This window comes from Ornithinibacillus caprae (genome assembly GCF_009728145.1).
Taxonomy (GTDB): Bacteria; Bacillota; Bacilli; order Bacillales; family Amphibacillaceae; genus Ornithinibacillus; species Ornithinibacillus caprae.
In genome coordinates this window covers 79,965-101,984 of the sequence record NZ_WOCA01000005.1, presented here as the reverse complement: position 1 = coordinate 101,984, position 22,020 = coordinate 79,965, and the positions used below count along the sequence as shown (strand labels likewise).

Below are 22,020 nucleotides of genomic sequence, written 5' to 3'. Positions count from 1 at the left end.
GTCTTTATTATACCCACTCTTATTTTTTTCTTCTCTTATTTTCCTTTCCTACGTAAAAATAAATGAGGAGTAGCATTAGTTAGAGTATTAGGAATTTTTATTGTAATATTATTAGTGAATAGTAGCTAAACGGAAGAATACATTTTTTTAGGAGGATTATTATGTCTGAAGATTTTTATTGTGATGAAGTGTTAAGTGGAAAAACAGAAGTAAATAAAGTGATGGAGACAGAAAATGTATTAGCTTATTATCATACACGTCCATTTTGGCCAGTTCATATTGTTGCAATACCTAAGAAACATATTTCTTCTCTAATCACGCTAGAGGAAAGTGATAACGAGTTATTAATTGAATTATTAGGTGTCATAAAAAAAGTTGCTAAGTTGGTAACAGAAGAAAACGGGGCTTGTAGGGTGATTACCAATTTAGGTGATTATCAAGATTCAAAACACCTTCATTGGCATATAGTTTTTGGAGAACCTTTATAAAAGGGCGATGTTAAGAGGGTTACATAAGTATATACAAATTGATACAAAAGAAGGAAAACATTATGGTGGTGATTATTTGAATCTAATTGCTAATCAAGATAAAGTTGGTACTTCAAAATTGGATCTCTATTTAATGAAAACATTATACATTCTAAGTTTCAAAAGGTCCAAGTGGTTAAAGAAACAAATTATACAAATTACCAAGGATCTTGAAGCTATTAAAAGCAGAAACGTGCATTAATTCTTGACTGCACAGAGGTGTATAATTACCATAGACATTCGGAAGGTAGTGGGCCGTCACTAATGTCGGACCATTTTACTTCTTTTAGTTTGGAATTTACGATTAATTTCTCTACTTAAAATAAGATACCTGCTTCGAAAAATCACTAAATTCAAATAAGTAGTCTGAATATATGATAAAATTATGCAAAGTACAGCATGTGAAAATAGGTTTAAGAGGGAGGCATTGACATGACTAAAGAAAGAATTGTTCATACGATTTTTAGTGATGCAAATTCTTCATTAAAATTATCTATTGCTTTATTCTCACAACTAATCTTATTTTTAATTTTTTGGGAAAGTCAACAAACATTCAATCCACTTGGATTATCATTACTGATTACTACAGGCATTATATTCCTTTACACATGGCTAAAAATACAGTTTTATGAAAATGTAAATAAGAGAAAGGCAACCATTCAAGTAATAGTATATTTAGTCATATGGTCAATATCAGGATATATTGCCTTCTTTTATACATTTTAAAATGGTCATGAAATAAGATACATTCACTCGAAATCTTGTTTTATGATTCCATATATATTTTTAAAACATAATAAGGGTGATAAAATAGTTGGAAAGACACTCGAACGGCCAGGTTTAATAAAATAAATCCTTAAGAGTAAAAATAAACTGTGTTGTTCTGTTTGAAAAGGGGTTATTTCATGAACGTATATTGGTTATGGCTCATTATAAATGTTATCATATGGCCGTTTTCAATTCTTTATTATAACCAGCATATAGATGAACTAGTTATAGATGAACTAGCAGCACGTTCATTTGGAGCCTTCTTTTATTTTGCTAACTTTTTTATTATTCCATTGGTTTTACGAAAACCTACTATTTTAGCATCGCTAATAAGTATGAATGTACTCATTACTACGATAACTTTTTTCCCTTTTGATTCAGGAGTATTTAATCCGTATCTTATTCTTATCTTATCGCTTCTCATTGCAGAAGGGTTTTATCGATTGCCATTTAGACATAGCATTATTATAGGAGTAAATGGAGCATTAGGGTTAATCATAACCGTTCTTTCTTCTAATCTAGAGCTATTTGTACAGATATTAATAGGAATCTACATCGTATTACTCATCCTAGCAATGGTATTTTATAAGAAAACAAAAAATGGTAAGGATGATCTAGATGCAAGATATGAGGCACTTCTCAGTGAATACCGTGATTTGAAGCGAAGGGTTATTTCAGAGGAGGATATGGCTAGACAAGAAGAACGTATCCTTATTGCACATGAAATCCATGATTCAGTAGGACATATGCTAACTGCTCTGCTCATGCAGCTTGAGATGTTTCGATTAAAAATTTCTGATACATACAAAGAGCAGGTGCAATCCTTGAAAAATCTAGCCAGCGCTAGTTTGGAAGAAACCAGGAGTGCAGTGAAATCACTGAAAGCTAGTGAATCTGGCGGACTCTCTGGGATATTACGACTAATACGTAAATTGGAAATGGAAAAATTTATACGCATTCATTTTTCTGTGAAACATGGTGCTTTTACTGCTCCATTAACAGGAGAACAATCTTTTGCCATTTACCGTGCTGTACAAGAAGCAATAACTAATATAATGAAGCATAGCCATGCAAGAGAGGCTGAGATTACCTTTGAAGCACCGGGTGGTAGTATATTTCGGTTTGAAATCAGTAATCCAATTAGAGATAATACTAAAAAGTATCAGGAAGGATTTGGGCTTACCTCCATGCGAGAGCGGTTAGAGAAATTTGGTGGAAATCTTGAAGTCTTTCAAACAGACGAGCATTTCGTTGTCAGAGGCTTTATTAAATTGGATATGGGGGATGTAGAATGATTCGAATATTACTGGCGGAAGATCAGGTGATGGTAAGACAAGGATTAAAAATGATGATTGAATCCGATGACGAAATGAAGGTAGCTGGAGAAGCTAACAATGGTAAAGAGGCAGTATCTCTTTGTGAAACAAGGGCATTTGACATTGTAATCCTTGATATTCGTATGCCAGTCATGGATGGGATCGAAGCTGCCAAAATCATTCAATCTCGTTGGCCAAATACGAAAATATTGATATTAACAACGTTTGACGATGATAACTATGTATTGGAGTCCTTAAGAATAGGTGTTAGTGGCTATATTATGAAGACAGGAGATACAGAATCATTGCATCGTTCGATTCGAAGTGCATTGACCGGAGGGTTGTCCATTGAAGATCGAGTGGCAGCAAAAGTCATGCCAATCCTGTTGAATCGTGAAGAGGCTAAGGAGACAGATCCATCATTAACGCCCCGTGAAAGGGCAATCTTAAAATGTATTGGTGAAGGTCTCAATAATGGAGAAATTGCAGAGAGGCTTGCGATCTCAGTTGGAACAGTAAAAAATAACATCAGTCAAATTCTGAACAAATTGGAATTAAGGGATCGGACACAATTAGCTATTTATGCAATTCGCCATAATCTTGTATAGACGAAAGAAAAAATGACAAAAGTAATGGTTATATTAAAACATCGTGACTAGAGACAGTAGTGTTACTGTTTCTTTTTTTGTACCTTTAAAAGGAGCAAGAAATAATGAGGATTTAGATGAAGGAGTGCTTAATAGATGCTTGAAACGGTAAATCTTACTAAAACATATAAAGACAAAAAAGCAGTTGATGGAATTGATATCTATTTAGACAAAGGTGAATCGGTAGGGTTACTCGGTCCAAATGGAGCAGGGAAATCCACTACTATTTCGATGATTTCGTCTTTATTAAAACCAACCTCTGGTGATGTGAGACTTAATGGAGAGAGTAAGATTAAAGATCCATCAGAAATCAGAAGGGTGCTTGGCGTTGTCCCACAAGAAATTGCTTTGTATGAGGAACTTTCTGCATATGAGAACCTTAAATTCTTTGGCAAGATTTATAAGGTGAAAAAAGATGTACTAGAAAATCGCATGCAAGAAGTACTCGAAATGGTTGGATTAAAAGAGCGGCAAAAAGAGCTTGTTAAAACATTTTCAGGTGGTATGAAACGAAGAGTAAACATTGCAGCAGCATTGTTGCATCAACCAGAGATCCTTATTCTTGATGAACCGACAGTGGGCATTGATCCTCAATCAAGAAATCATATTTTAGAGACGGTTCGAAAGTTAAATGAAGAGCATGGAACAACGATCCTTTATACAAGCCATTATATGGAGGAAGTAGAGCAATTATGTAACCGTGTCTATATCATGGATCATGGAAAAATAGTAGCTTCAGGCAGTAAGAATGAATTACTAAGTATTTTGTCTAGTGAAGATACCATTCAAGTTCAACTTAGTAAAACGAGTGATGCAATAATCGAAAAGGTAAAAGGTATGGAGCATGTACGCCGTGTGGATGAAACAAGTGATGGGATACGAATTATTTCTAAGAAAGGTAGTAACATTCTTAGTGACTTAGTACATGTAATCGAAAATGAAAATAGTCAGATTTCACATTTTCAAGTAGAGATTCCAAGTCTTGAAGATGTATTTCTACACTTAACTGGTAAAACGTTACGAGATTAAAAGGAGGTAATAACAATGGGCTCATTTTTTAAAAAAGATTTATTAGTATTTTGGAGAGACCGTAAAGAGATTCTGTTGTCTCTATTACTTCCTATAGTTATTATTTTTGTATTAAACATTGCCTTCACTGGAGTATTTGAAAGCGAATCTGAGTCAGTAACGATCGATTTGGCTATTGTTCAGGAGGATGATGAAGCATTGGGTTTTGAACAGTTTGAAGAAACATTGAGTGATATGGATTTTTCCGTAGAGGAAAGAGAGCAAGTTCTTGAACAAGCTGGAGAAGTTACCCCGATTCAACTCATTCATGAATTATTTAATGATCCCGAATTAAAGGAATGGATTAATATACAGGAATTAACAGAAGCAGAAGCATCAGAATCAGTGGAAGCAGGTACGTTAGATGCTATCATTAAGCTTCCTGAAGGGTTTACGTACGGAGTTCTATCTCAGGTTATGTTAGGGGAGCAATCAGAAATTCCGTTAACAATCCAGGCTGAAGAGCAATCGAATGAAGTTAGTGTCCTTCAGGAAATTGTTTATAATTTCATTAATACGATAAACTTACAATTTGCAATTGGAGCTACAACTGGCAGTGATATAACAGAAGCGAAACTCCCACAAGGCGGAACCGAAATAGTGGAAGGTGTAGAGACTTACACGATTACACAATATTTTACGATTGCAATGACTACTCTTTTCGCATTATTTATTTCACAGACCATTGCATTAAAAACAGTGACGGAGAAAAGAGAACGGGTTTTCAATCGTATCTTATTGACCAATAGTAATCCTCTAAATTATTTAATGGGAAAGATGCTTGCAACATTTTGTATAACATGGTTACAGATGATGATTACCATTACGGTTTCACAATTGATTTTAGATGTATTTCCAGAGAGAAATTTTGATTTTTGGATAGGCTTGATCATGGTCATAACCGTATTTGCTTTAACGGTTGCAGGTTTATCTGCGATATTTACAACTATTACTCTAAATATGCATGACTCAAATGCTGTTAGTGGATTAACAACACTAATTATTATGACGCTAGGAGTTCTTGGGGGAGGTTTCTTTCCTATACAAGGTCTTCCCGTATTTATGCAAAAAATTGGAGAATGGACACCGAATGGTCTAACACAGGTCACGTTGATTGAGTGGATTCAGTATACGGAAATGAAAGGTTTAGTTATGCCAATTATTATTCTAATCGTATTTTTCATTGTCTGTATAATCATTGGAATGGCCATCTTTCCGAGAAGGGGGAGGGTATAATGTATCCAGTATTTATGGCACAGTGGATGAAAGATAAAAGAAAGCCACTTACAATATTATTGTTTATTGGATTGAGTATTTTAGCAACTGTCATATTTGGAGATAACACTCAATATTCACAAACAACGGTTGCAGTTTTTAGCACAGAATCAAATGCTCAGGAAATTGAAGAAAAATGGGTAGAGTTGTTAAACGAAGATAGTCACATCGAATTTGTTATTACGGATGAGGAGAAAGCACGTAGCGATGTTTCTGAAGGAAGAAGAGAAGTAGCTATTCTGTTAATGGAGAGAGATTATCGTTTAATTACTGCATCTGATATGCCGAATATACAACTTGTTGAGCAGGAAGTTCAAAAGGTATTTACAAAAGAGGCAAGACTTGAAGCGGTTACAAGCATAGAGGACACTTCTGAATTAAGAGAAGAAGTGGATGATTATATGGAAAATCCACCAATAAAGGTTGAAACACAGTCGCTAACGGGGGGAGAAATTCCTCAACATAATATGGGTATGCAACTATTATTTACCTTTACCTTGTTTGTCGCTATGTTTACCATTGGATTTAAAGTTAATGGAATTAATTCAGATAAGATAAGTGGCATATGGAATCGGTTGATTCTTTCCCCGGTAAGTAAGACTAGTATATATGCAGGGCACTTACTTTATAGTTTTTTTGTTGGTTTCTTTCAAATGGTTATTGTTTTCCTCATTTTTCAATATGTGATGGGGTATGATATTGGCAACTTACAGATGATAATCGTTATTACAGCAGTATATACACTAAGTACAGTAAGTATGGCGATGTTAATTGCTGGAGTCGCCAAAACACCTGAAAAATTCAATATGATCTACCCATCAATTGTTCCCATTATACCGGTTATTAGTGGTGCATATATGCCACCAGGAACAATCAGCAATTCAATTCTTCAATTTATCGGTAATCTATTCCCGTTGTCTCATGCTTTGGATGCGATGATGAGTGTTGCACTATATGATGCACAATGGAATGATTTTGCTTTACCGATTTCCCTTATGTTGCTCATAGGTGTTGTGAGTATGGGTGTTGGTATAAATATGGTTGAACGGGTAAAGGGTTAATGTGGAAGAAGTAGTGGTAACGCTACTTCTTTCTTTAGTTAGTTATGATATTTAGAGATGAATCATTTTTTCGATATGTAAAAGCAGATAGTAGGATACTATCCGCTACATTATTTTTAAGAGATCATTCCATGTCAATTATGTCAGTTAAGAATCCCTCACGACCTGTTTGTTTAAAAAGATAATCAATTCCGAAGTACGAAGCAATTCCCATTACTATAGTCCATCCAATAATACTTGAAGTCATCCAAAATGTAATTTTTTTCCTGGTACCTCCAAAGCCCATTGCTAAAATTGCTCCCAAATGACTTCCGATTAATATCGGAGACAAAAGTGCTAATCCAGGAAGACCATATTTTTTCCAAACAGTTACGGCACGTTTTTCTCTTTTTTCTGGTATGTTTTTCCCTTTTTTTTCTTTACGTCTTTGAAGCCATAGCTTTACGCGATCCATCATCATTATTAGCAGCCATATGGTAAGAATATTACCTAAAAATGCAAGTATGACTACTGGAAATGCTGGTAATCCAGCCGCAACTCCAATTGGAATAACACCAATGACTTCCATAAATGGGGTTGCCCCTAATAAGAAGATAACTATATATGCAATATAAACACTCATGTGTAATCTTCCTCCGATTCACTTTTATAATATTTATTTTCTTCCCACCAAAAAATTCCATACTGAGTCATTCCAATAACGATAAGAATTAGTAATGGAAGGGCTGGAAATTCAATCAGAGCTATTAAGATTATCGAGATTGGAATAGCAAAGGAAAAGAAAATATATACTTTTCTGCATGCTTGAAAAGTAACCCATTGCTTCCCTTCATCCTCTTCTTTAAACTCATAAGGTATCCATCCGAAGAAATTAATTTTCCTATTTGGGTGTTTTTGATTATGAATCATAATTAGTATAAAAAACACTGCTATTATGACTAATATCCCAATCGTTATCCAGTTTGTATATGGTTTTACTTCAATAGGGGAATAATATTTTGACCAAATTAACCCACCGAACAATAATATAAAGAACATCATACTTAATGGGGAACGTATTATTTTTTCAATCATCAGCTTCCACCTCACTTATTTTATGTAAAAAACATCCTCAACTGTTGTTTCAAACGCTTGAGCAATTTTTAGAGCAAGTAAAACCGACGGTGCATAATCTCCCTTTTCAATTAATCCTATGGTTTGCCTTGAAATTCCAACCTTTTTGGCTAAATCACTTTGTGTCATTTTGAATCTTGCCCTAAGCTCTCGAACTTTATTTTCTAGCATAAGCAATACCCTTTCTAAATTCATCCTAGAATCAATGTAACATATCATTCACAAAATGTAAACTATTGTTGTCATTTTGTAAACTATTATTGCCATCGAATGGTGAGTAATATTGCTTGAAGTAGATGGCTGCCTATTTTCAAATGGTTGAGAATGTAATGTGTATTTGTTCCTAAGTCTTTTTAGTAAATTTCTACCATTGCAATAGCATATAATTAATACAAACAAAGTAATAGGAGGTGGCACATGGAATTTAATATGAATGAAGCTATAGATGTATTGGAGCGAACACCAAAGACTTTAGAGCATTTTTTATCTGGTTTATCCGATGGTTGGGTACATTGTAACGAGGGAGAAAGTACTTGGAATGCCTATGAAGTGATTGGGCATCTTATTGATGGAGAGAAAAATAATTGGATTCCACGATTAGAACACATACTAATGGAAGGGGAAAGTAATCCATTCCCACCGTTTGATCGTTACGCTCATTTAAACGATACTGCTAAGGTGCCAATTAAAGATAGGTTGCTTGAATTTAAAAGACTGAGGAGTATTAATGTCCAGAAATTAATGGATTTGATTGAATCAATTGATGATCTTGATCGTACTGGCTCACACCCAGCATTTGGAGTTGTGAAGGTGAGGGAATTAATATCAACATGGGTTGTCCATGATTTGACCCATATTTCTCAGATTGTAAGGGTAATGGCCAAAAGATATGGAGTTGACGTTGGTCCATGGAAAGAGTATCTTAGTATTTTAAAGTAATGCGTGGAAAAATTCTATAACTAACATAATCTCTCCGCATGAAATGATGTACGTAATTAAACAATAATAATGGTTATATAAGAAAAGGAGAGAGTAAAATGACAGAAGAAAACACGGTAGAGCAAAGAAATGTCCAAAAAGCGGATGAAGGGGATACCATTCAGGTTACCAAAGGAGAACACAAGGGTACGAAAGGGAAAGTATTAACCGTAAGAGATAATACGGTAATTATTGAAATGGGTACCAATCCAAAGACCGGAGAACCAATTAAGACAGTCGTTAACCACAAGAAATACAAAATTTTAAAGTAATGGTTTGGGTTTGTCGGTGCCTGTCACTTGTCGATTTTCGACAAGTGACAGGCACCGACATTTATTCATTCAGGATGCTTAGATGCCTCGTTCTTGACAATATTGCTCAACCAATTCTTCTATTTTATTGGGCTCGGGATATTTCCCTGAGAAAGAAAATGTTAATTCCTCCACAAAATCTCCTTTGTGATACACATGAATTGCTCCATTTTGTTCAATAACACTATACTCAGGTTCAAATACATAGCCATTTCGCTCAATTGCACCCATAGAAATCACCAACTCCATATCATTTTTTCTTATTATTCTACGATTAGTAGATAATTATCATCGTAATGTTTAGGAATATATGCCTATAAATGTCGTGGTTCTTTTGGTTGTAATTAATTGTTTTAGGATAAAAAGAGTGGTTATTAAGATCGGTTTTTGTGTTTTGATAGACCTATTTTTGACAGGAATTGATAATTTTCTCAAAAAATAAGCTATACTTAATTTGTTTTCTAGTAAATACGAAAGCCTTCTTAACCTGCTTAAGTGATACGAAGGCTTTTTATCATGTTAGCTTGGCGAATGCCAAGTTTTTAATAATGATTGGAAGGAGTAGGGGGAAATGTCAGCAGATGCTGATTCACAGGTTATATTTATTCCACGAGCAGAACGGCATAAAAAGAAAAAGAGAAAACGTAGCTATCTATTTGTTCTTCTACTTGTTATTGTCTTTGTAGTAGTTGTAGTCTTATCTAGAACAATGACAATCGATCAGACCAATCAAACCAATTCCTTTCTTGCCACAAACTTAGAGGGTTCGACAAAAATGATAATTCAAAAGCAAGCTAATGGTCTAGAAAAAAGGTTCCAAGTAAAAGAAGACCAGAAGGAATCGAATAAAGAGGAAGAACAAGAAACGGTTGAAAAAGATGAAAATGAAGATATTCATTCTGCTGTTACAAGTGATGAAGTAAATGAAGCAGAGGAAGTTGTTGAATCATCTGAGAAAAATGAACAAATGGAAGCGATAACAGCAGATTTTGTTCTCGAGCATAAGGTTAAAAAGCAGGAAACATTATTTAGTATTACGATGCTATATTACGCAAGTGGGGAATATCAAAAAAAAGTACAGGCTTATAATGGAATTACTAATCCAGAAAGAGAAATAATGGAAGGTATCACACTTCAAATACCAGATCCACATTACATGGTAGTACATAAAGTAGATAGAGGAGAATCGTTACTTTCTATTAGTAAAAAGTATTATGGTACGGAGGATTATGCTGGTTCTTTAGCACAGTATAACGAAATAAAAAATCCTAATCATTTACCGTACGATACACTATTACATATACCCAATCCATCTTCTTTGCAAAGAAATGTACCAATATTTCAGTCAAGTCCAGAAAAACCATCTTACCGAATAGTTATTAATAAGAAGAGCAATCAACTTACAGTTTACGATGGAAATAGTCCGATCAAATCATTTGCTGTTGGTACTGGAAAAGATGTTTCAAAAACACCAGAAGGGGAATTCAAAATCATTAATAAGATAGAAAAACCATGGTATCGAGCGCAGGAAATTCCTGGTGGGGATCCGAATAATCCACTCGGTAGTCATTGGCTTGGTCTTAATGTACCAGGAACAGATGGTACAATCTACGGAATACACGGAACGAATGATCCTTCTACAATAGGTAAGTATGTAAGCTTAGGCTGTATACGTATGAATAATTCAGATGTTGAGTGGTTGTATAATAATCTTCCACTAGGGACTTCTGTTCGTATTATCAATAAATAAAGCATGGCTCTTATATAAAGGGAGCCATGCTTTATTGCATATATTCTAAGACGAGTGCGGATATAATGTTCCTTTTCGTAATACAAAGGTGCCTGTCACTTGTCGAATTTCGACAAGTGACAGGCACCTATATGGTTTTTAATAATAATTTCTTTAGTAATGGGGTGAAGTGTTCTGGTAGTTCGGCTACGCTTGGGATCATGAGTCGCTCTTTGCCATAGATGTTTTTCATGGTCAGATCCTCTCGTTCTTGAACTTCTCCATCTGCTAGGAACATACCGATCACATCAATTCCTCGTTTTCGAGCTTCTGTTACTGCTTCATTGGTATCGACAATACCATTTTGTTCATAATTAGCAGCTGCAGGCTCTCCATCAGAGAATACTAATAAGAATTTATTTTTTTCTCTTCTAGCTTGAAGCTCTTCCGTTGCGATCCGAATGCTAAAACCATCCCGATTATCTTCCTCTGGCTCTAGCTGCATAATTTTAGCTCCATTGCTCTCATAGAATGAATCTGAAAATGAATGTACCTGATGAAAGTAGTTCGGTTGATATCCGTCTTTTACTTCATTTGCATCTTCCCAAAAACCAATAATCTGATGAGGAATCTTTAGCTCCTGAAGCACTTCATGAAACAAGACAATACCCTTTTTAGTTTCTTCCATTTTATTGTGCATGGAGGCTGAACAATCAACCAATAGTGTAAAAACTGCATCGATTTCCTGTGATTCATGGTTTTTCTTATAAAAAATTCTTCGGTCATTATCTATCACGATTGGGAGCAATTTTTTGGACAATCTACCATAAAGTAAATCTTTACGGGGCGAATTCTTTTTATGCTCCAATGTTTTTTCAATCGTCTTAGCCAACTTACGTTTAAAAGGCTCAATCTCTGCTACATAGTCCCGGTATCCTATCTCATCCTCAATAGAAGGGGTTTCTGCTTTTTTATCAATCCTAACAGCATCCATATTTTCCTCGCCATACACTGCTTCATCTTGTTTATTATTCTGGTCAGTATCCTTTTTTTCTAATGATTCCATTTCAGAATAATCATTTTGCTTACTTTGTCCGGAGGCACCTTGAATGGAATCCATGGCTTGGTCGCCTTCTTCTGTTTCTCGTGCCCCATCTCCAATCAAGCTAGTTTTTGTACCTTGGTCCAGTTCAAACTGTAAAAATGTTTGGTTTCCTTCGCTATTTTTATTTTCACGGTGCCAGGTTGAAAACCTTTCATCAATATATTCGCTTTTTTCTTCATCTACCTCTTCAAAATCGTCATTACTTAATTTGTCCGTTCGAGTTAGTTCATCAAAAAGTGTGTTTCGTTTGTATTTTTCCATGTGAACGATAGGGAAGATAAAGTATTCGTTTAGAGAATCACTATAAATTCCTTCCACTTGAAACAAGATGCGCTCAGCGATACTTGTTACATCAGCAGTTGTTTTTGCCTCAAATAAGGAATAAATAAACGGTTTTATTTTTTCTAATAGTTCCAGTTGCCCTTCATTAGCTTTAGGGAATCTAGGGTCAGGTTGATCCGACTGGATTAACAAATAAATTAGACAAAATAGTTCATCGAGTAAATAACTCCTGTTCACATTTGTTGCTAACTGACTTTCAAAATACTGTTTATGGTAATTTTTGCGAATTTCGAAAACCTTTTTTGTTCCAGGGCGTTCTTTTTTGATTAGCTCTTCAAGGCGAATATCTTCTAGTAGCGCCACAAGTTGAGTAGCAAATTTTGGAGTAGTCACCTCTTGAATGTTATCTAAATAATCCCTCATAGTCGGTATACTTGTATATTTTAAGGTGCCGATCGTACGTAAATATATATCTGTTTTTAAACCTGCTTCCTTAATTTCATCCTTTGTATTATCCCAAAAGAAACGGCTAGCTGTAACTTTATGATCTACCATATCGATAAAAGAACCATAGTTATACTCATAGGCTATTTCAGGATCATTAGATAGTACAGTTGATAAATCTTCCAATTGTAAAAACAGGTTGGTATCAACTTTTTTATCGTTAAATCGATACATCTATATTCTCCTTCTAGAAAAGAGTCTCTGTTAGATTTTTAACAAATTCTCTTTCTCTTTCTTCATCCAACTTATCAATAATGGAGCGCTGAATAGCGCGTTTTGCTGGAATTAGAACACTTAAATCACATGCATCCAACAAAGCTCTTATTGATGCAGCATCCTCGGATAACTTCCCTTGAGATACTGCCTGTATGAGATCACCTGATAATTTTATAAATAAGTCAATCGTTGTTTCATCAGATAGGCTCGTATTGCTCTTAATTAGTGCTTTTAATTGTTCTCCTTCAATATAAGGAACTTCAATAACAACAAAACGGTTTTTCAGTGCTTCATTTAGAGGAACCGTGCCTACATAACCTTCATTGATTGCAGCTATTACATTAAAACCTTCTTTGGCAGTGACAATTTCATTTGTAAATGGATTGGTAATCGTTCTTCGGTAATCAAGAACTCCATTTATTAAAGGCAATGTCTCTGGTTTTGCCATGTTTACCTCATCAATATATAAAAAGTTACCATGCTTCATGGAATGAATAACTGGTCCAGGGATAAATTCAATTACTTGTTTTTCGCCTTCATAGCTTAGTGTTTTAAATCCTAGTAAGCTTTCTGCGTCCAAATCTACAGAGCAATTAACACTAAACATTGGTTGATTAAATAATTGCGAAAGCGTCTCGGCAAATTTCGTTTTTCCTGCACCTGTAGGTCCTTTTAATAATATATTTTTCCCCATACTAAGTGCGGAGATCGCGTCAACTAGTAAGTCTATACTAGGTGGGACATATCCACCTTCTCTAATTAATTCCTCAAATGAATTATGATGTGTCATTTTCTTCTCTTCTAATATGTTAATTATATTTTCAGGTAATGGATAGTTTGTATTCATGTTGTAAACTCCTTTCTAACACATTGTAATCCTCTTCGTACAGAATCTCAAAACATTCATATTGGAAAGTTCTACATGCTTAAAATAGCACTGATGTAGTATAAAGTTCTTAAAAAAAGTTGATAATTATCCTAATAGATAATAGAATCTAACTACGGATAAAAGATAAAATGCTTTTATCTATAATAAAGGATGTACATCTTGAATACGGAAAACGTTCAAAAGGAATTAGCGAGTTATATTGGGAGATTATTGAGAGATAATTTTGGACGAGGACCGGAGACCGTGTTCGTGTCGATTAGAAAACCTTATATAACCGTATATTTACGTAATTTCTTTTCTCCAATGGAAAAAGTAATGATGGAGGAAAAACAGGAAACTTATATTCAGACTTCTAGGGATATTTTAATGAAAAGCCTAATCCCTGAAATAAAAGCTTATATGAACGTTCTAACAGGAGAGTCAATCGGTGAGTTTTATTATGATTGGAATTTACATAATCGAACTGGAATGTTTGTTGCGATTTCTACAGATCCAACCGCTTTAGATGAACTTTCCAATATGGATTTCGCAGGAAAGAAAGACCTATTTGAAGAAATTAATAACATTGGGCAACAAGCTCAAAAAGTTCCCGAAGAGGTTTTATCTTATAAACTGAACGAACGAACAATCATAGTCATTCGAACGGGTCTTTTTATTACTATTGAACGAGAGCTCATTAGAATGGGGCAATCGGAGATTCTAAGAACGGCAAAACGAAAAGTTGAAAAACGTCTATTACATAACAATATGCGTTTGGAATCGATTCTTGATGCGAAAATCGATGATTCATTCGTTTCATGGGATTTCGAGCGTGACAAAAGTGTCATTTTATTTATAATTAACCCCAATCAAAAAGGTGGAAATGAGCTAGATAAATAAGCTAGACATAAGCCAAAAGGAAGAAAAGCAATTAATAGTTGCTTCTTTTCCTTTTGGCTTTTTTTATTGGCAAGTTTTCTAACTACACAGTTGGGTATAGAAAAATAAAGACTACTAGAGATAACAGAAGAATGAAGGGGAAGTAATATGAACAGAAGAAATTTTTACAGGAGTCTATCAAATGAATTACTCGGTTGCTTTTATTGCTATATACAGGAAAAGATAAACAAAGGAGTTCTAATCAATACCATGCTTTTTGAAAAGCATTTAATCGAAAAGGAGGCGAAGAGCCGAGGAATTTCTTTAATTGAATTAAGGATCATTGGTTATTGGTTTATTCAAAAGGAAATGAACGCTACAGAGGATGAAAATAATCGTTCGTGAATTTTTAGTGTGTTAAACTGTATATAAGACCATTAGCCTAGGAATAATTATGTATGTGATCTTAGGTGAATAGAAATTGAGGGTGCTTCTATTGAGGCGTAGTGTATTTGTATTCTTAATGTTTTCTATCGTTATATGCGTATTCCTACTTGTATTTCAAAATATTGGAGTGGAGCAGGCATTATCAACAACTCAAGAATCACAATATATTTTTAACGATGAGGGTTTAGAGGATAAAAGTAAGCTTCAAGTGAATGAGATATTACTTCCAATGGAAAATTCAGAGTTTCGTACAAGCCCGATCACACATGTGATGATTCATTATATGAGTAATGCATTAGAGAAGCCAGAAGATCCTTATCGAATGGAAGATATATATAAGCTATTTTTACAAAATGGTGTTTCCACTCACTATGTAATTGATCGAGATGGTAATTTTTATCGGCTTGTATCAGCAGAGAGAGTGGCATACCATGCAGGAAGTGGAAGTCTTGACGCATTCCCATCCTATGAGGATAAGATGAACCATTTTTCAATCGGAATTGAATTATTGGCTATTGGTACGAGAGAGGAAATGGCACCAATCATCACAGAAGAAAAGTATGACTCCGTTCATTCATCAAATATAGGATTTACGGATGCACAATACCGATCGTTAAAAGAACTATTGACCGATATCGATAAAAGACATCCAAATATTCATTGGAATCGAAAGCATATTATTGGACATAATGAATATGCGCCAGAAAGAAAAGCAGATCCGGGAAAATTATTTGATTGGGAAAAATTGAATCTTAAATAGGTGAGGTTACTTCTCGTTACATGCTGGTGAAATTGAATTATACTACTAGTAAGGAGGTATTTTATGTCAACCATTCAAAAAGGTACGAATAAGTTTTTTGTAGGTGAAAACGAGCAAGAACCATTAGCGGAAATCACGTTTCGAACAGAAGATGCTTCTGTTATTTCCGTAGATCATACGTATGTATCAGATGAGCTTCGTGGTCAGGGGATGGCAGGAAAACTAGTAGCAGAAGTGGTATCTTACGCAAGAGCTGAAGGGAAAAAGATAAAACCAGAATGCTCCTATGCAAAGAATAAACTAGAAAAAACAAGTGAATATCAGGATGTTTTAGCATAATAAATGGGACGAGGGACCCGACCCCATACACAAAATTGTCAAATCCTTACTCCTAAACACCTTGTAAATGAGGTTGGGGAGTTATATAATTTATATTGTGAAGTATTTCACAATATAAATGTTAGGAGGAATCGCAATGAAAGCAGCAGTTGTGAGTGCAAATAATCCTGGTAAGGTAGATATTGTAGATGTAGGGGTTCCAAAATTACACGCGGGTCAAGCATTAGTTGACATCGAATATTGCGGTGTTTGTCATACAGACTTACATGTTGCAAAAGGTGATTTTGGTGAAGTACCAGGACGAATTCCTGGACATGAAGGAATTGGAATTGTAAAAGATATAGCTGATGATGTAACGAGCTTGAAAATTGGAGATCGAGTTAGTATTGCATGGTTCTACGAAGGTTGTGGGACGTGTGAATATTGTACCACTGGAAGAGAAACATTTTGTAGAAGTGCTAAAAATGCAGGTTTTTCTGTAGATGGTGCAATGGCAGAACAGTGTGTGGTTTCAGCAGATTATGCAGTTAAGGTTCCAGAAGGACTTGACCCAGCACAGGCAAGTAGTATTACTTGTGCAGGTGTTACCTGCTATAAAGCAATTAAAGTTTCTAATGTAAAACCAGGACAATGGATTGCGATCTATGGATGTGGTGGTCTAGGAAACCTAGCGATACAATATGCCAAACATGTATTTAACGCAAAAGTCATTGCAATTGATATTAACGATGATAAATTAGAACTTGCTAAAGAGGTTGGGGCGGATTTAACGTTTAATCCGATGAATGGTGATGCAGGAGAATGGATTCATGAACAAGTAGATGGTGCTCATGCTGCGGTTGTGACTGCTGTTTCAAAGGTTGCGTTTAATCAAGCAGTTAATTCTGTTCGCGCTGCTTCTAAGGTAGTAGCTGTTGGATTACCTCCTGAAACCATGGACCTAGAAATTGTAAAAACAGTTTTAGATGGAATTGAAGTTGTTGGTTCACTTGTTGGTACACGAAAAGATTTGGAAGAGGCATTTCAATTCGGTGCGGAAGGAAAAGTAGTTCCAATAGTTCAAACTCGATGCTTACACGAGATCAATGATATTTTTGATGAAATGGAAGAAGGAAAAATACAAGGTCGTATGGTTATAGATATGAATAAAAAATGTTAATCTAATAAGTTAATAGATTTTACATTGAAGCAGGATGCCTAACATGGTATTCCTGCTTTTGTAATTTCTTGACTAGATTATTGTGACGAATAACACTTTCATACTTTCAAAATTGATTTAAAATACGTAAAGTCAAACTATAAGAAATTTTTTCTATACGATTACGTTTTAAAATGGTAGAATTGAACTAGTCACATTTCGACAAAATTCGCCATATTCAAAACAACTACTAAGTTATTCTCCGCTAGATGGTGGCTTTGTTTTAGATAGAAGGATGTGAAGGTTGCTATGATAAAATCTAGGCGAAACGCCTTGGTTCTCTCACTTATTACTATTATTTTATTTTATGGATGGTTAATTCTATTTTGGGAAAATCAATGGATGAGATCGATAGGTGCTTTCCTATTTCCGATAATAGCTGGCCTGATCAGTTTTACTTGGTTAACTCGTACATACCTGTATATACCGAATAAGCATAGATATTTTTGGTTGATGCTAGCTGGTGGAGTGTTGATATATACCTTTTCTATCTTTAGTTGGTTAATTACACAAATTACGCAAGCTCAAAATTCAATTCTCCCAACTATACTATGGTTTGTTGCTTATTCTATTTTTCTTGTAGCATTAATATATCGAATAAAGTTAATGAGCTCTAAATTAATGAATAAACATTATATTTTTAATATTGTTATATTTATGATTGTTATATCAACGATTTGCATTCATTTTTTAATTTATCCAATCATGTTAGATGCTAATAGTCCTACTTTAGAAATGGTTCTTACCATAGCATATACGATTGTTGATTTAGGGATTTTTTTAGCCATATCTAGTCTTTATTATCTTTCACAAACTCGTAAAGAAAAAAAGAGTACCGTGTATCTTGTTCTAGGATTCTTTATTCTTATTATGGCTGATTTAGTTTATGCTTACGGTAATCTGATGATGGATTTTCAACTAGGAGGATTAGTAAATCCTGCTTGGGCGTTCGCATTATTGATACTTGGTTTTGCAGGATTAACGTCTAAAGAAATACATACCTCACCTGCTGTAGAAAGTAAACTAGGAATTAAGGGAATTGAAAATACCTTTCCATATTTAAGTATCCTGCTTTTAACTCTACTCGTTATTGATAACTATAATTGGAACTTTAACGCACTTAGCATCGGTTTAAGCATTATCTTTTTCTTGGTAATTGTACGGCATATATTAATTATCAAGCAAAATGAAAAATTAGTAGATGAATATAAATATTTAGCCTATCATGATCCACTAACAGATTTGTTAAATCGGACACAATATACAACAGATGTTACTTATATCATGAAGAAAGCGAAGGAAGTTGATGAACAAGTAGCCGTGTTATTAATTGATCTTGATCGTTTTAAGGATGTTAATGATACCCTTGGGCACAAAATTGGAGATTATTTATTAATAGAGGCTGCCAAGCGATTACGACATATTTTAGAAATAGAAGAGAAGCTTTACCGAGTGGGTGGAGATGAATTTATCATTATTCTTCCTAGTATCAACGATCATACGTTAGAAAATAGAGCAACAAGTATTTTGCAGCAATTTGAAAGACCCTTTCTAATAAAAGAGTATGAGATAAATATTACTCCTAGTATTGGAATTAGCTTGTATCCTCAAAATGGTGAGGATGGAGAGACTTTATTGAAAAACGCAGATACAGCAATGTATTTGGCAAAGGGTCGTGGGAAAAACAATTATCAGTATTATAATTCAAGTTTAAATAAACGTAATATTAGGAAAGTAACCATTGAAAATGCGCTTAGAAAGGCATTAGAAAATGATGAATTAACACTAGCTTATCAACCGAAAATTAATTTACAATCAAGAGATATCGATGGGATGGAGGCATTACTACGTTGGAAAAACCCAGAATTAGGTGCAGTATCGCCGTCTGAATTTATACCAATAGCAGAAGAGACAGGTCAAATCATTTCTATTGGAAAATGGGTATTAAAAACAGCGTGTAAAAAGAACAAGGAATGGCATGATAAGGGGCTACCAAAACAGTGCGTATCCGTTAATGTTTCCGTAAGACAATTTCAGCATAGTGACTTTGTCAGTACCGTTCGAAGTATTTTACGTGACACAGGTTTACGTCCGGAGTATCTTGAATTAGAAATTACAGAGAGTATCATGCAAAACATCAAAGAATCAACAGAAGTTTTAAAGGGACTCCGTAATCTGGGGGTAAAGATATCACTAGACGATTTTGGTACGGGATATTCCTCGCTTCATATATTAAGAGAATTACCAATAGATACAATAAAAATAGATAAATCCTTCATTGATGATGTTGCTGATTCCGCTAAAAGATCGATGGTACGAACTATTATTGATTTAGGCTTAAACCTGGATCTTAGTGTCGTTGCTGAAGGAATAGAAAATGAACAGCAGGCGAGGATACTCTCGGATTATCACTGTAAGTTTGGACAAGGGTATTTATTTTCAAAACCAATATATGAACGGGACTTTGAAAAACTCCTAACTGTTAGAACACCACTAAATGTAAAATAGGTGAAGGGATGATAAACAGGTGCGAATTACATTAAATGTGTGTCACACCTGTTTTACTTTGCTTAAGTGAATCAAGGCATTCGCCAAGTCTTCTAACGTCTAAGTTCGTGTAATGATAGTGTAACGGTACGTGTAATAGCATGAAATTAATTATATGCATCTATTATGACATAAGCATAGGGGGAGTAGGTTATGGGGAAAGTTCGAAAGCCTTACAGTCGTTATAGTAAAGAAGTCAAATTAGAAGCGGTTCGCCGTGTGTTAGACGGAGACGAGCCAGTACAACAAGTAATCGAGGAGCTTGGGATTAGACACCGTGACAATGTATATGAGTGGATTAAAAAATACAATGAGCAGGGTGAAAGGGCATTTGATCGAAAGTTGAAAGTAGAATCTACAGATAAGCAATTAGAAGAGCTTAAAGCAGAGGTAGCCGCACTTAGAAAGTATGTAGAAAATGTTATACAAGGGATAGAAGAAAAATATCAGGCAGTTGATGCGTTAAAAGATCAATTTCCAGTTGAGACATTATGTAATGCATTAAATGTACCAAAAAGTGGATTTATCCAGTATAAAGAACAGAAGCAGAAGAATGGTAATGAAAATACAAAACAAAAAACACTTTATTTCCGTAAACTATCGGGATAATCAACTTGCCACAAAAGTGGCAGGTTGATTATCGCCTACTATCTTAGTTCCACTGAAATCTGTTCTAACATAAAGTCAATTTTGTTTATTAAATGAAGAAACCAATCATCATAAATTTGAGTAGACATATTTTGATCATATTGCTTAATCAAATCATTAAAAAGTCTTTCCTTTTTGGCCATATCTTTCTCAATCCAACAAACCTCTAAGGCTTGTAAAAACTTCGTTAAATCGCATGCAATATTCCCTTTTAAAATTACATCTTCGCGGTCTATAATTAAATAACTATCTAAGTCATGTCTCTTTAGGATGGAACGAAGATGCGTAAGGGAAACTCTTAAGCTATTCTTTGCTTTTGATAATTCACTATCATACCAAAACTCCTCAATTAAATGTTCCCTAGTAGCAATTTTATGATGAGCGAGATATGCTAGAATATTTTTTGCTTTCCGTTGATTCCACTTATCTACTATTTGTTTTCCTTCGTACCCAACTTGGAAACCGTTAAGCAGATTAATTTCCAATGCTTTCTCATTAGGTCCTGTGTACATCTGCATTAAGCTTTCCGTAAATTGTTTCTCCATTATCTGAGAAAAGGAACTAGAAATTCCTTTTGTAATAAAATGGCGGATTAAATTGATAACCATATTGGGATTATCAACATGTACTAGGTTTGCGGCATTTGGAACAATGTAGCTAACAGAACGTTTTAGATTACTTTGATATAAGTTTGTTTGTTGGATTGGAAAAAGCGGATCACTATCTCCTTGGATCAATAAAACTTCATTTTCTATCTGATTTAAATCCTCTAAAGCTACAGTTTCCGTAAGCATTTTAAATAGGTTAAAATAGGTTAGTTGACTTATTCTCCCGTAAGCTTTTTTCAATAGTGCTTCTATATCAGGTGTACGTGTGATGCTGATCTGAGAAATCATTTGGTCTGCTAACTTATCCATATTTCCGCTAGTTAGTAAACTCCTTCTTCTTTCAATCTCTTTCTCAACAATTTCCTTTGGAAAGTGAATAAAAACTGAAGCTAGTATAAGCTTTTGAACTTTATCTGGGAGATGTTCATTGATTTTCAAAGCTAAGTTTCCGCCAAATCCTAAACCGACAATGTGGAAACGGGTTATATGTAAGTGTGATATAAGTTGTTTAAAATCATTTACGAATACACTCCAGGTAATATGCTCTTCTTCACCATTTGTTTGACCATGACCACGCATGTCAAAAAGCAATATGTTAAAATGTTGCTGTAGATTAGGAGTAATAAATTCCCAAGTAGTTAAATCTAATCCTAAACCATGAATCATAACTAAATATTCTGCATTAGCTTTTTTGGATTGGTAAAGCTTATAATGGATAGTAGCATCCTTCGTTTTTAAAAGCATTAAGTATTCTCCTAGACGTATTGGTAATAAAATACATTTACAAACATTATATAATAGCTAGGACAATTTTACTATCAGAAAT

Annotated in this window: 25 protein-coding genes; 18 read left to right on the top strand and 7 right to left on the bottom strand. The window is 34.6% G+C overall.

Annotated features, from left to right (window positions below; all coding sequences use genetic code 11):
- The first annotated feature begins 161 nt into the window (after positions 1–161).
- From GMD78_RS08495 to GMD78_RS08460, 8 genes are all read left to right on the top strand, one after another.
- Positions 162–488, top strand: coding sequence for an HIT domain-containing protein (locus GMD78_RS08495; protein WP_155668402.1), 327 nt, complete (start codon positions 162–164; stop codon positions 486–488).
- A 7-nt stretch (positions 489–495) separates the two neighbouring features.
- Positions 496–729 (top strand): hypothetical protein, encoded by a 234-nt coding sequence (locus GMD78_RS08490; RefSeq protein WP_155668401.1) that lies wholly within the window; start codon positions 496–498, stop codon positions 727–729.
- 230 nt (positions 730–959) lie between these two features.
- Positions 960–1,253: a hypothetical protein gene (locus GMD78_RS08485; protein WP_155668400.1), complete on the top strand. Its 294-nt coding sequence runs from the start codon at positions 960–962 to the stop codon at positions 1,251–1,253.
- A 179-nt stretch (positions 1,254–1,432) separates the two neighbouring features.
- Positions 1,433–2,590, top strand: a complete 1,158-nt coding sequence (locus GMD78_RS08480) for a sensor histidine kinase (RefSeq protein WP_155668399.1) — start codon at positions 1,433–1,435, stop codon at positions 2,588–2,590.
- A complete protein-coding gene (locus GMD78_RS08475; RefSeq protein ID WP_155668398.1) occupies positions 2,587–3,219 on the top strand; it encodes a response regulator transcription factor in 633 nt (210 codons plus the stop codon). Before GMD78_RS08480 ends, GMD78_RS08475 begins: the two co-directional genes overlap by 4 nt.
- A 135-nt stretch (positions 3,220–3,354) precedes the next feature.
- Positions 3,355–4,287: an ABC transporter ATP-binding protein gene (locus tag GMD78_RS08470; protein ID WP_155668397.1), complete on the top strand. Its 933-nt coding sequence runs from the start codon at positions 3,355–3,357 to the stop codon at positions 4,285–4,287.
- 15 nt (positions 4,288–4,302) lie between these two features.
- Entirely contained in the window at positions 4,303–5,562 is a 1,260-nt protein-coding gene (locus GMD78_RS08465) for an ABC transporter permease (RefSeq protein WP_155668396.1), read from the top strand.
- A complete protein-coding gene (locus tag GMD78_RS08460) occupies positions 5,562–6,662 on the top strand; it encodes an ABC transporter permease (protein WP_155668395.1) in 1,101 nt (366 codons plus the stop codon). The genes GMD78_RS08465 and GMD78_RS08460 overlap by 1 nt, the downstream gene beginning before the upstream one ends.
- A gap of 124 nt (positions 6,663–6,786) precedes the next feature.
- Here GMD78_RS08460 and GMD78_RS08455 read toward each other — a convergent pair whose 3' ends face one another.
- Genes GMD78_RS08455 through GMD78_RS08445 form a run of 3 tightly spaced genes read right to left on the bottom strand, consistent with a single transcriptional unit; the run spans position 6,787 to position 7,946 of the window.
- Positions 6,787–7,284, bottom strand: coding sequence for a small multi-drug export protein (locus tag GMD78_RS08455; protein WP_155668394.1), 498 nt, complete (start codon positions 7,282–7,284; stop codon positions 6,787–6,789).
- A complete protein-coding gene (locus tag GMD78_RS08450; protein WP_155668393.1) occupies positions 7,281–7,736 on the bottom strand; it encodes a hypothetical protein in 456 nt (151 codons plus the stop codon). The genes GMD78_RS08455 and GMD78_RS08450 overlap by 4 nt, the downstream gene beginning before the upstream one ends.
- Before the next feature lie 15 nt (positions 7,737–7,751).
- On the bottom strand, positions 7,752–7,946 hold the full coding sequence (locus tag GMD78_RS08445; RefSeq protein WP_155668515.1) for a helix-turn-helix transcriptional regulator: 195 nt from the start codon (positions 7,944–7,946) through the stop codon (positions 7,752–7,754).
- 246 nt (positions 7,947–8,192) lie between these two features.
- Here GMD78_RS08445 and GMD78_RS08440 point away from each other — a divergent pair, with 246 nt between their 5' ends.
- Both GMD78_RS08440 and GMD78_RS08435 read left to right on the top strand, forming a co-directional pair.
- A complete protein-coding gene (locus GMD78_RS08440; protein ID WP_155668392.1) occupies positions 8,193–8,714 on the top strand; it encodes a DinB family protein in 522 nt (173 codons plus the stop codon).
- 98 nt (positions 8,715–8,812) lie between these two features.
- A complete protein-coding gene (locus GMD78_RS08435; RefSeq protein WP_155668391.1) occupies positions 8,813–9,025 on the top strand; it encodes a DUF2187 family protein in 213 nt (70 codons plus the stop codon).
- 78 nt (positions 9,026–9,103) lie between these two features.
- On the opposite strand, the gene GMD78_RS08430 is transcribed toward GMD78_RS08435, so the two are convergent.
- On the bottom strand, positions 9,104–9,295 hold the full coding sequence (locus GMD78_RS08430; RefSeq protein ID WP_155668514.1) for a YbxH family protein: 192 nt from the start codon (positions 9,293–9,295) through the stop codon (positions 9,104–9,106).
- A 340-nt stretch (positions 9,296–9,635) separates the two neighbouring features.
- Here GMD78_RS08430 and GMD78_RS08425 point away from each other — a divergent pair, with 340 nt between their 5' ends.
- On the top strand, positions 9,636–10,814 hold the full coding sequence (locus tag GMD78_RS08425; protein ID WP_155668390.1) for a L,D-transpeptidase family protein: 1,179 nt from the start codon (positions 9,636–9,638) through the stop codon (positions 10,812–10,814).
- Positions 10,815–10,941: 127 nt separating this feature from the next.
- On the opposite strand, the gene GMD78_RS08420 is transcribed toward GMD78_RS08425, so the two are convergent.
- Together GMD78_RS08420 and GMD78_RS08415 are read right to left on the bottom strand one after the other, a co-directional pair.
- Entirely contained in the window at positions 10,942–12,858 is a 1,917-nt protein-coding gene (locus GMD78_RS08420) for a vWA domain-containing protein (RefSeq protein ID WP_155668389.1), read from the bottom strand.
- Positions 12,859–12,871: 13 nt separating this feature from the next.
- Positions 12,872–13,747, bottom strand: a complete 876-nt coding sequence (locus tag GMD78_RS08415; RefSeq protein WP_155668388.1) for an ATP-binding protein — start codon at positions 13,745–13,747, stop codon at positions 12,872–12,874.
- Positions 13,748–13,948: 201 nt separating this feature from the next.
- Here GMD78_RS08415 and GMD78_RS08410 point away from each other — a divergent pair, with 201 nt between their 5' ends.
- The 7 genes from GMD78_RS08410 (at position 13,949) to GMD78_RS08380 (ending at position 20,547) form a co-directional block, all read left to right on the top strand.
- Positions 13,949–14,668 carry a Na-translocating system protein MpsC family protein gene (locus GMD78_RS08410; protein WP_246187607.1) on the top strand — a complete coding sequence of 240 codons (720 nt, stop codon included), beginning with the start codon at positions 13,949–13,951 and terminating at the stop codon, positions 14,666–14,668.
- Positions 14,669–14,815: 147 nt separating this feature from the next.
- The gene (locus GMD78_RS08405) at positions 14,816–15,052 is read left to right on the top strand and encodes a hypothetical protein (protein ID WP_155668386.1); all 237 of its coding nucleotides are present in this window, start codon (positions 14,816–14,818) and stop codon (positions 15,050–15,052) included.
- A 91-nt stretch (positions 15,053–15,143) separates the two neighbouring features.
- Positions 15,144–15,854: an N-acetylmuramoyl-L-alanine amidase gene (locus tag GMD78_RS08400; protein ID WP_155668385.1), complete on the top strand. Its 711-nt coding sequence runs from the start codon at positions 15,144–15,146 to the stop codon at positions 15,852–15,854.
- 63 nt (positions 15,855–15,917) lie between these two features.
- Positions 15,918–16,193 carry a GNAT family N-acetyltransferase gene (locus tag GMD78_RS08395; RefSeq protein ID WP_155668384.1) on the top strand — a complete coding sequence of 92 codons (276 nt, stop codon included), beginning with the start codon at positions 15,918–15,920 and terminating at the stop codon, positions 16,191–16,193.
- A 136-nt stretch (positions 16,194–16,329) separates the two neighbouring features.
- Positions 16,330–17,352: an alcohol dehydrogenase AdhP gene (gene adhP, locus GMD78_RS08390; RefSeq protein WP_155668383.1), complete on the top strand. Its 1,023-nt coding sequence runs from the start codon at positions 16,330–16,332 to the stop codon at positions 17,350–17,352.
- A 288-nt stretch (positions 17,353–17,640) separates the two neighbouring features.
- Positions 17,641–19,899 (top strand): EAL domain-containing protein, encoded by a 2,259-nt coding sequence (locus tag GMD78_RS08385; protein WP_155668382.1) that lies wholly within the window; start codon positions 17,641–17,643, stop codon positions 19,897–19,899.
- A 192-nt stretch (positions 19,900–20,091) separates the two neighbouring features.
- Positions 20,092–20,547, top strand: a complete 456-nt coding sequence (locus tag GMD78_RS08380; protein WP_155668381.1) for a transposase — start codon at positions 20,092–20,094, stop codon at positions 20,545–20,547.
- A gap of 38 nt (positions 20,548–20,585) precedes the next feature.
- On the opposite strand, the gene GMD78_RS08375 is transcribed toward GMD78_RS08380, so the two are convergent.
- A complete protein-coding gene (locus GMD78_RS08375) occupies positions 20,586–21,938 on the bottom strand; it encodes an alpha/beta hydrolase (RefSeq protein WP_155668380.1) in 1,353 nt (450 codons plus the stop codon).
- Between the last annotated feature and the right edge of the window lie 82 nt (positions 21,939–22,020).

What these genes read in the sequence shown, in the direction of transcription:
- GMD78_RS08495 (WP_155668402.1), top strand. Translation starts at nt 162, where the DNA reads ATGTCTGAAGATTTTTATTGTGATGAAGTGTTAAGTGGAAAAACAGAA.
- GMD78_RS08490 (WP_155668401.1), top strand. Translation starts at nt 496, where the DNA reads ATGTTAAGAGGGTTACATAAGTATATACAAATTGATACAAAAGAAGGA.
- GMD78_RS08485 (WP_155668400.1), top strand. Translation starts at nt 960, where the DNA reads ATGACTAAAGAAAGAATTGTTCATACGATTTTTAGTGATGCAAATTCT.
- GMD78_RS08480 (WP_155668399.1), top strand. Translation starts at nt 1,433, where the DNA reads ATGAACGTATATTGGTTATGGCTCATTATAAATGTTATCATATGGCCG.
- GMD78_RS08475 (WP_155668398.1), top strand. Translation starts at nt 2,587, where the DNA reads ATGATTCGAATATTACTGGCGGAAGATCAGGTGATGGTAAGACAAGGA.
- GMD78_RS08470 (WP_155668397.1), top strand. Translation starts at nt 3,355, where the DNA reads ATGCTTGAAACGGTAAATCTTACTAAAACATATAAAGACAAAAAAGCA.
- GMD78_RS08465 (WP_155668396.1), top strand. Translation starts at nt 4,303, where the DNA reads ATGGGCTCATTTTTTAAAAAAGATTTATTAGTATTTTGGAGAGACCGT.
- GMD78_RS08460 (WP_155668395.1), top strand. Translation starts at nt 5,562, where the DNA reads ATGTATCCAGTATTTATGGCACAGTGGATGAAAGATAAAAGAAAGCCA.
- GMD78_RS08455 (WP_155668394.1), bottom strand. Translation starts at nt 7,284, where the DNA reads ATGAGTGTTTATATTGCATATATAGTTATCTTCTTATTAGGGGCAACC.
- GMD78_RS08450 (WP_155668393.1), bottom strand. Translation starts at nt 7,736, where the DNA reads ATGATTGAAAAAATAATACGTTCCCCATTAAGTATGATGTTCTTTATA.
- GMD78_RS08445 (WP_155668515.1), bottom strand. Translation starts at nt 7,946, where the DNA reads ATGCTAGAAAATAAAGTTCGAGAGCTTAGGGCAAGATTCAAAATGACA.
- GMD78_RS08440 (WP_155668392.1), top strand. Translation starts at nt 8,193, where the DNA reads ATGGAATTTAATATGAATGAAGCTATAGATGTATTGGAGCGAACACCA.
- GMD78_RS08435 (WP_155668391.1), top strand. Translation starts at nt 8,813, where the DNA reads ATGACAGAAGAAAACACGGTAGAGCAAAGAAATGTCCAAAAAGCGGAT.
- GMD78_RS08430 (WP_155668514.1), bottom strand. Translation starts at nt 9,295, where the DNA reads ATGGGTGCAATTGAGCGAAATGGCTATGTATTTGAACCTGAGTATAGT.
- GMD78_RS08425 (WP_155668390.1), top strand. Translation starts at nt 9,636, where the DNA reads ATGTCAGCAGATGCTGATTCACAGGTTATATTTATTCCACGAGCAGAA.
- GMD78_RS08420 (WP_155668389.1), bottom strand. Translation starts at nt 12,858, where the DNA reads ATGTATCGATTTAACGATAAAAAAGTTGATACCAACCTGTTTTTACAA.
- GMD78_RS08415 (WP_155668388.1), bottom strand. Translation starts at nt 13,747, where the DNA reads ATGAATACAAACTATCCATTACCTGAAAATATAATTAACATATTAGAA.
- GMD78_RS08405 (WP_155668386.1), top strand. Translation starts at nt 14,816, where the DNA reads ATGAACAGAAGAAATTTTTACAGGAGTCTATCAAATGAATTACTCGGT.
- GMD78_RS08395 (WP_155668384.1), top strand. Translation starts at nt 15,918, where the DNA reads ATGTCAACCATTCAAAAAGGTACGAATAAGTTTTTTGTAGGTGAAAAC.
- adhP (WP_155668383.1), top strand. Translation starts at nt 16,330, where the DNA reads ATGAAAGCAGCAGTTGTGAGTGCAAATAATCCTGGTAAGGTAGATATT.
- GMD78_RS08385 (WP_155668382.1), top strand. Translation starts at nt 17,641, where the DNA reads ATGATAAAATCTAGGCGAAACGCCTTGGTTCTCTCACTTATTACTATT.
- GMD78_RS08380 (WP_155668381.1), top strand. Translation starts at nt 20,092, where the DNA reads ATGGGGAAAGTTCGAAAGCCTTACAGTCGTTATAGTAAAGAAGTCAAA.
- GMD78_RS08375 (WP_155668380.1), bottom strand. Translation starts at nt 21,938, where the DNA reads ATGCTTTTAAAAACGAAGGATGCTACTATCCATTATAAGCTTTACCAA.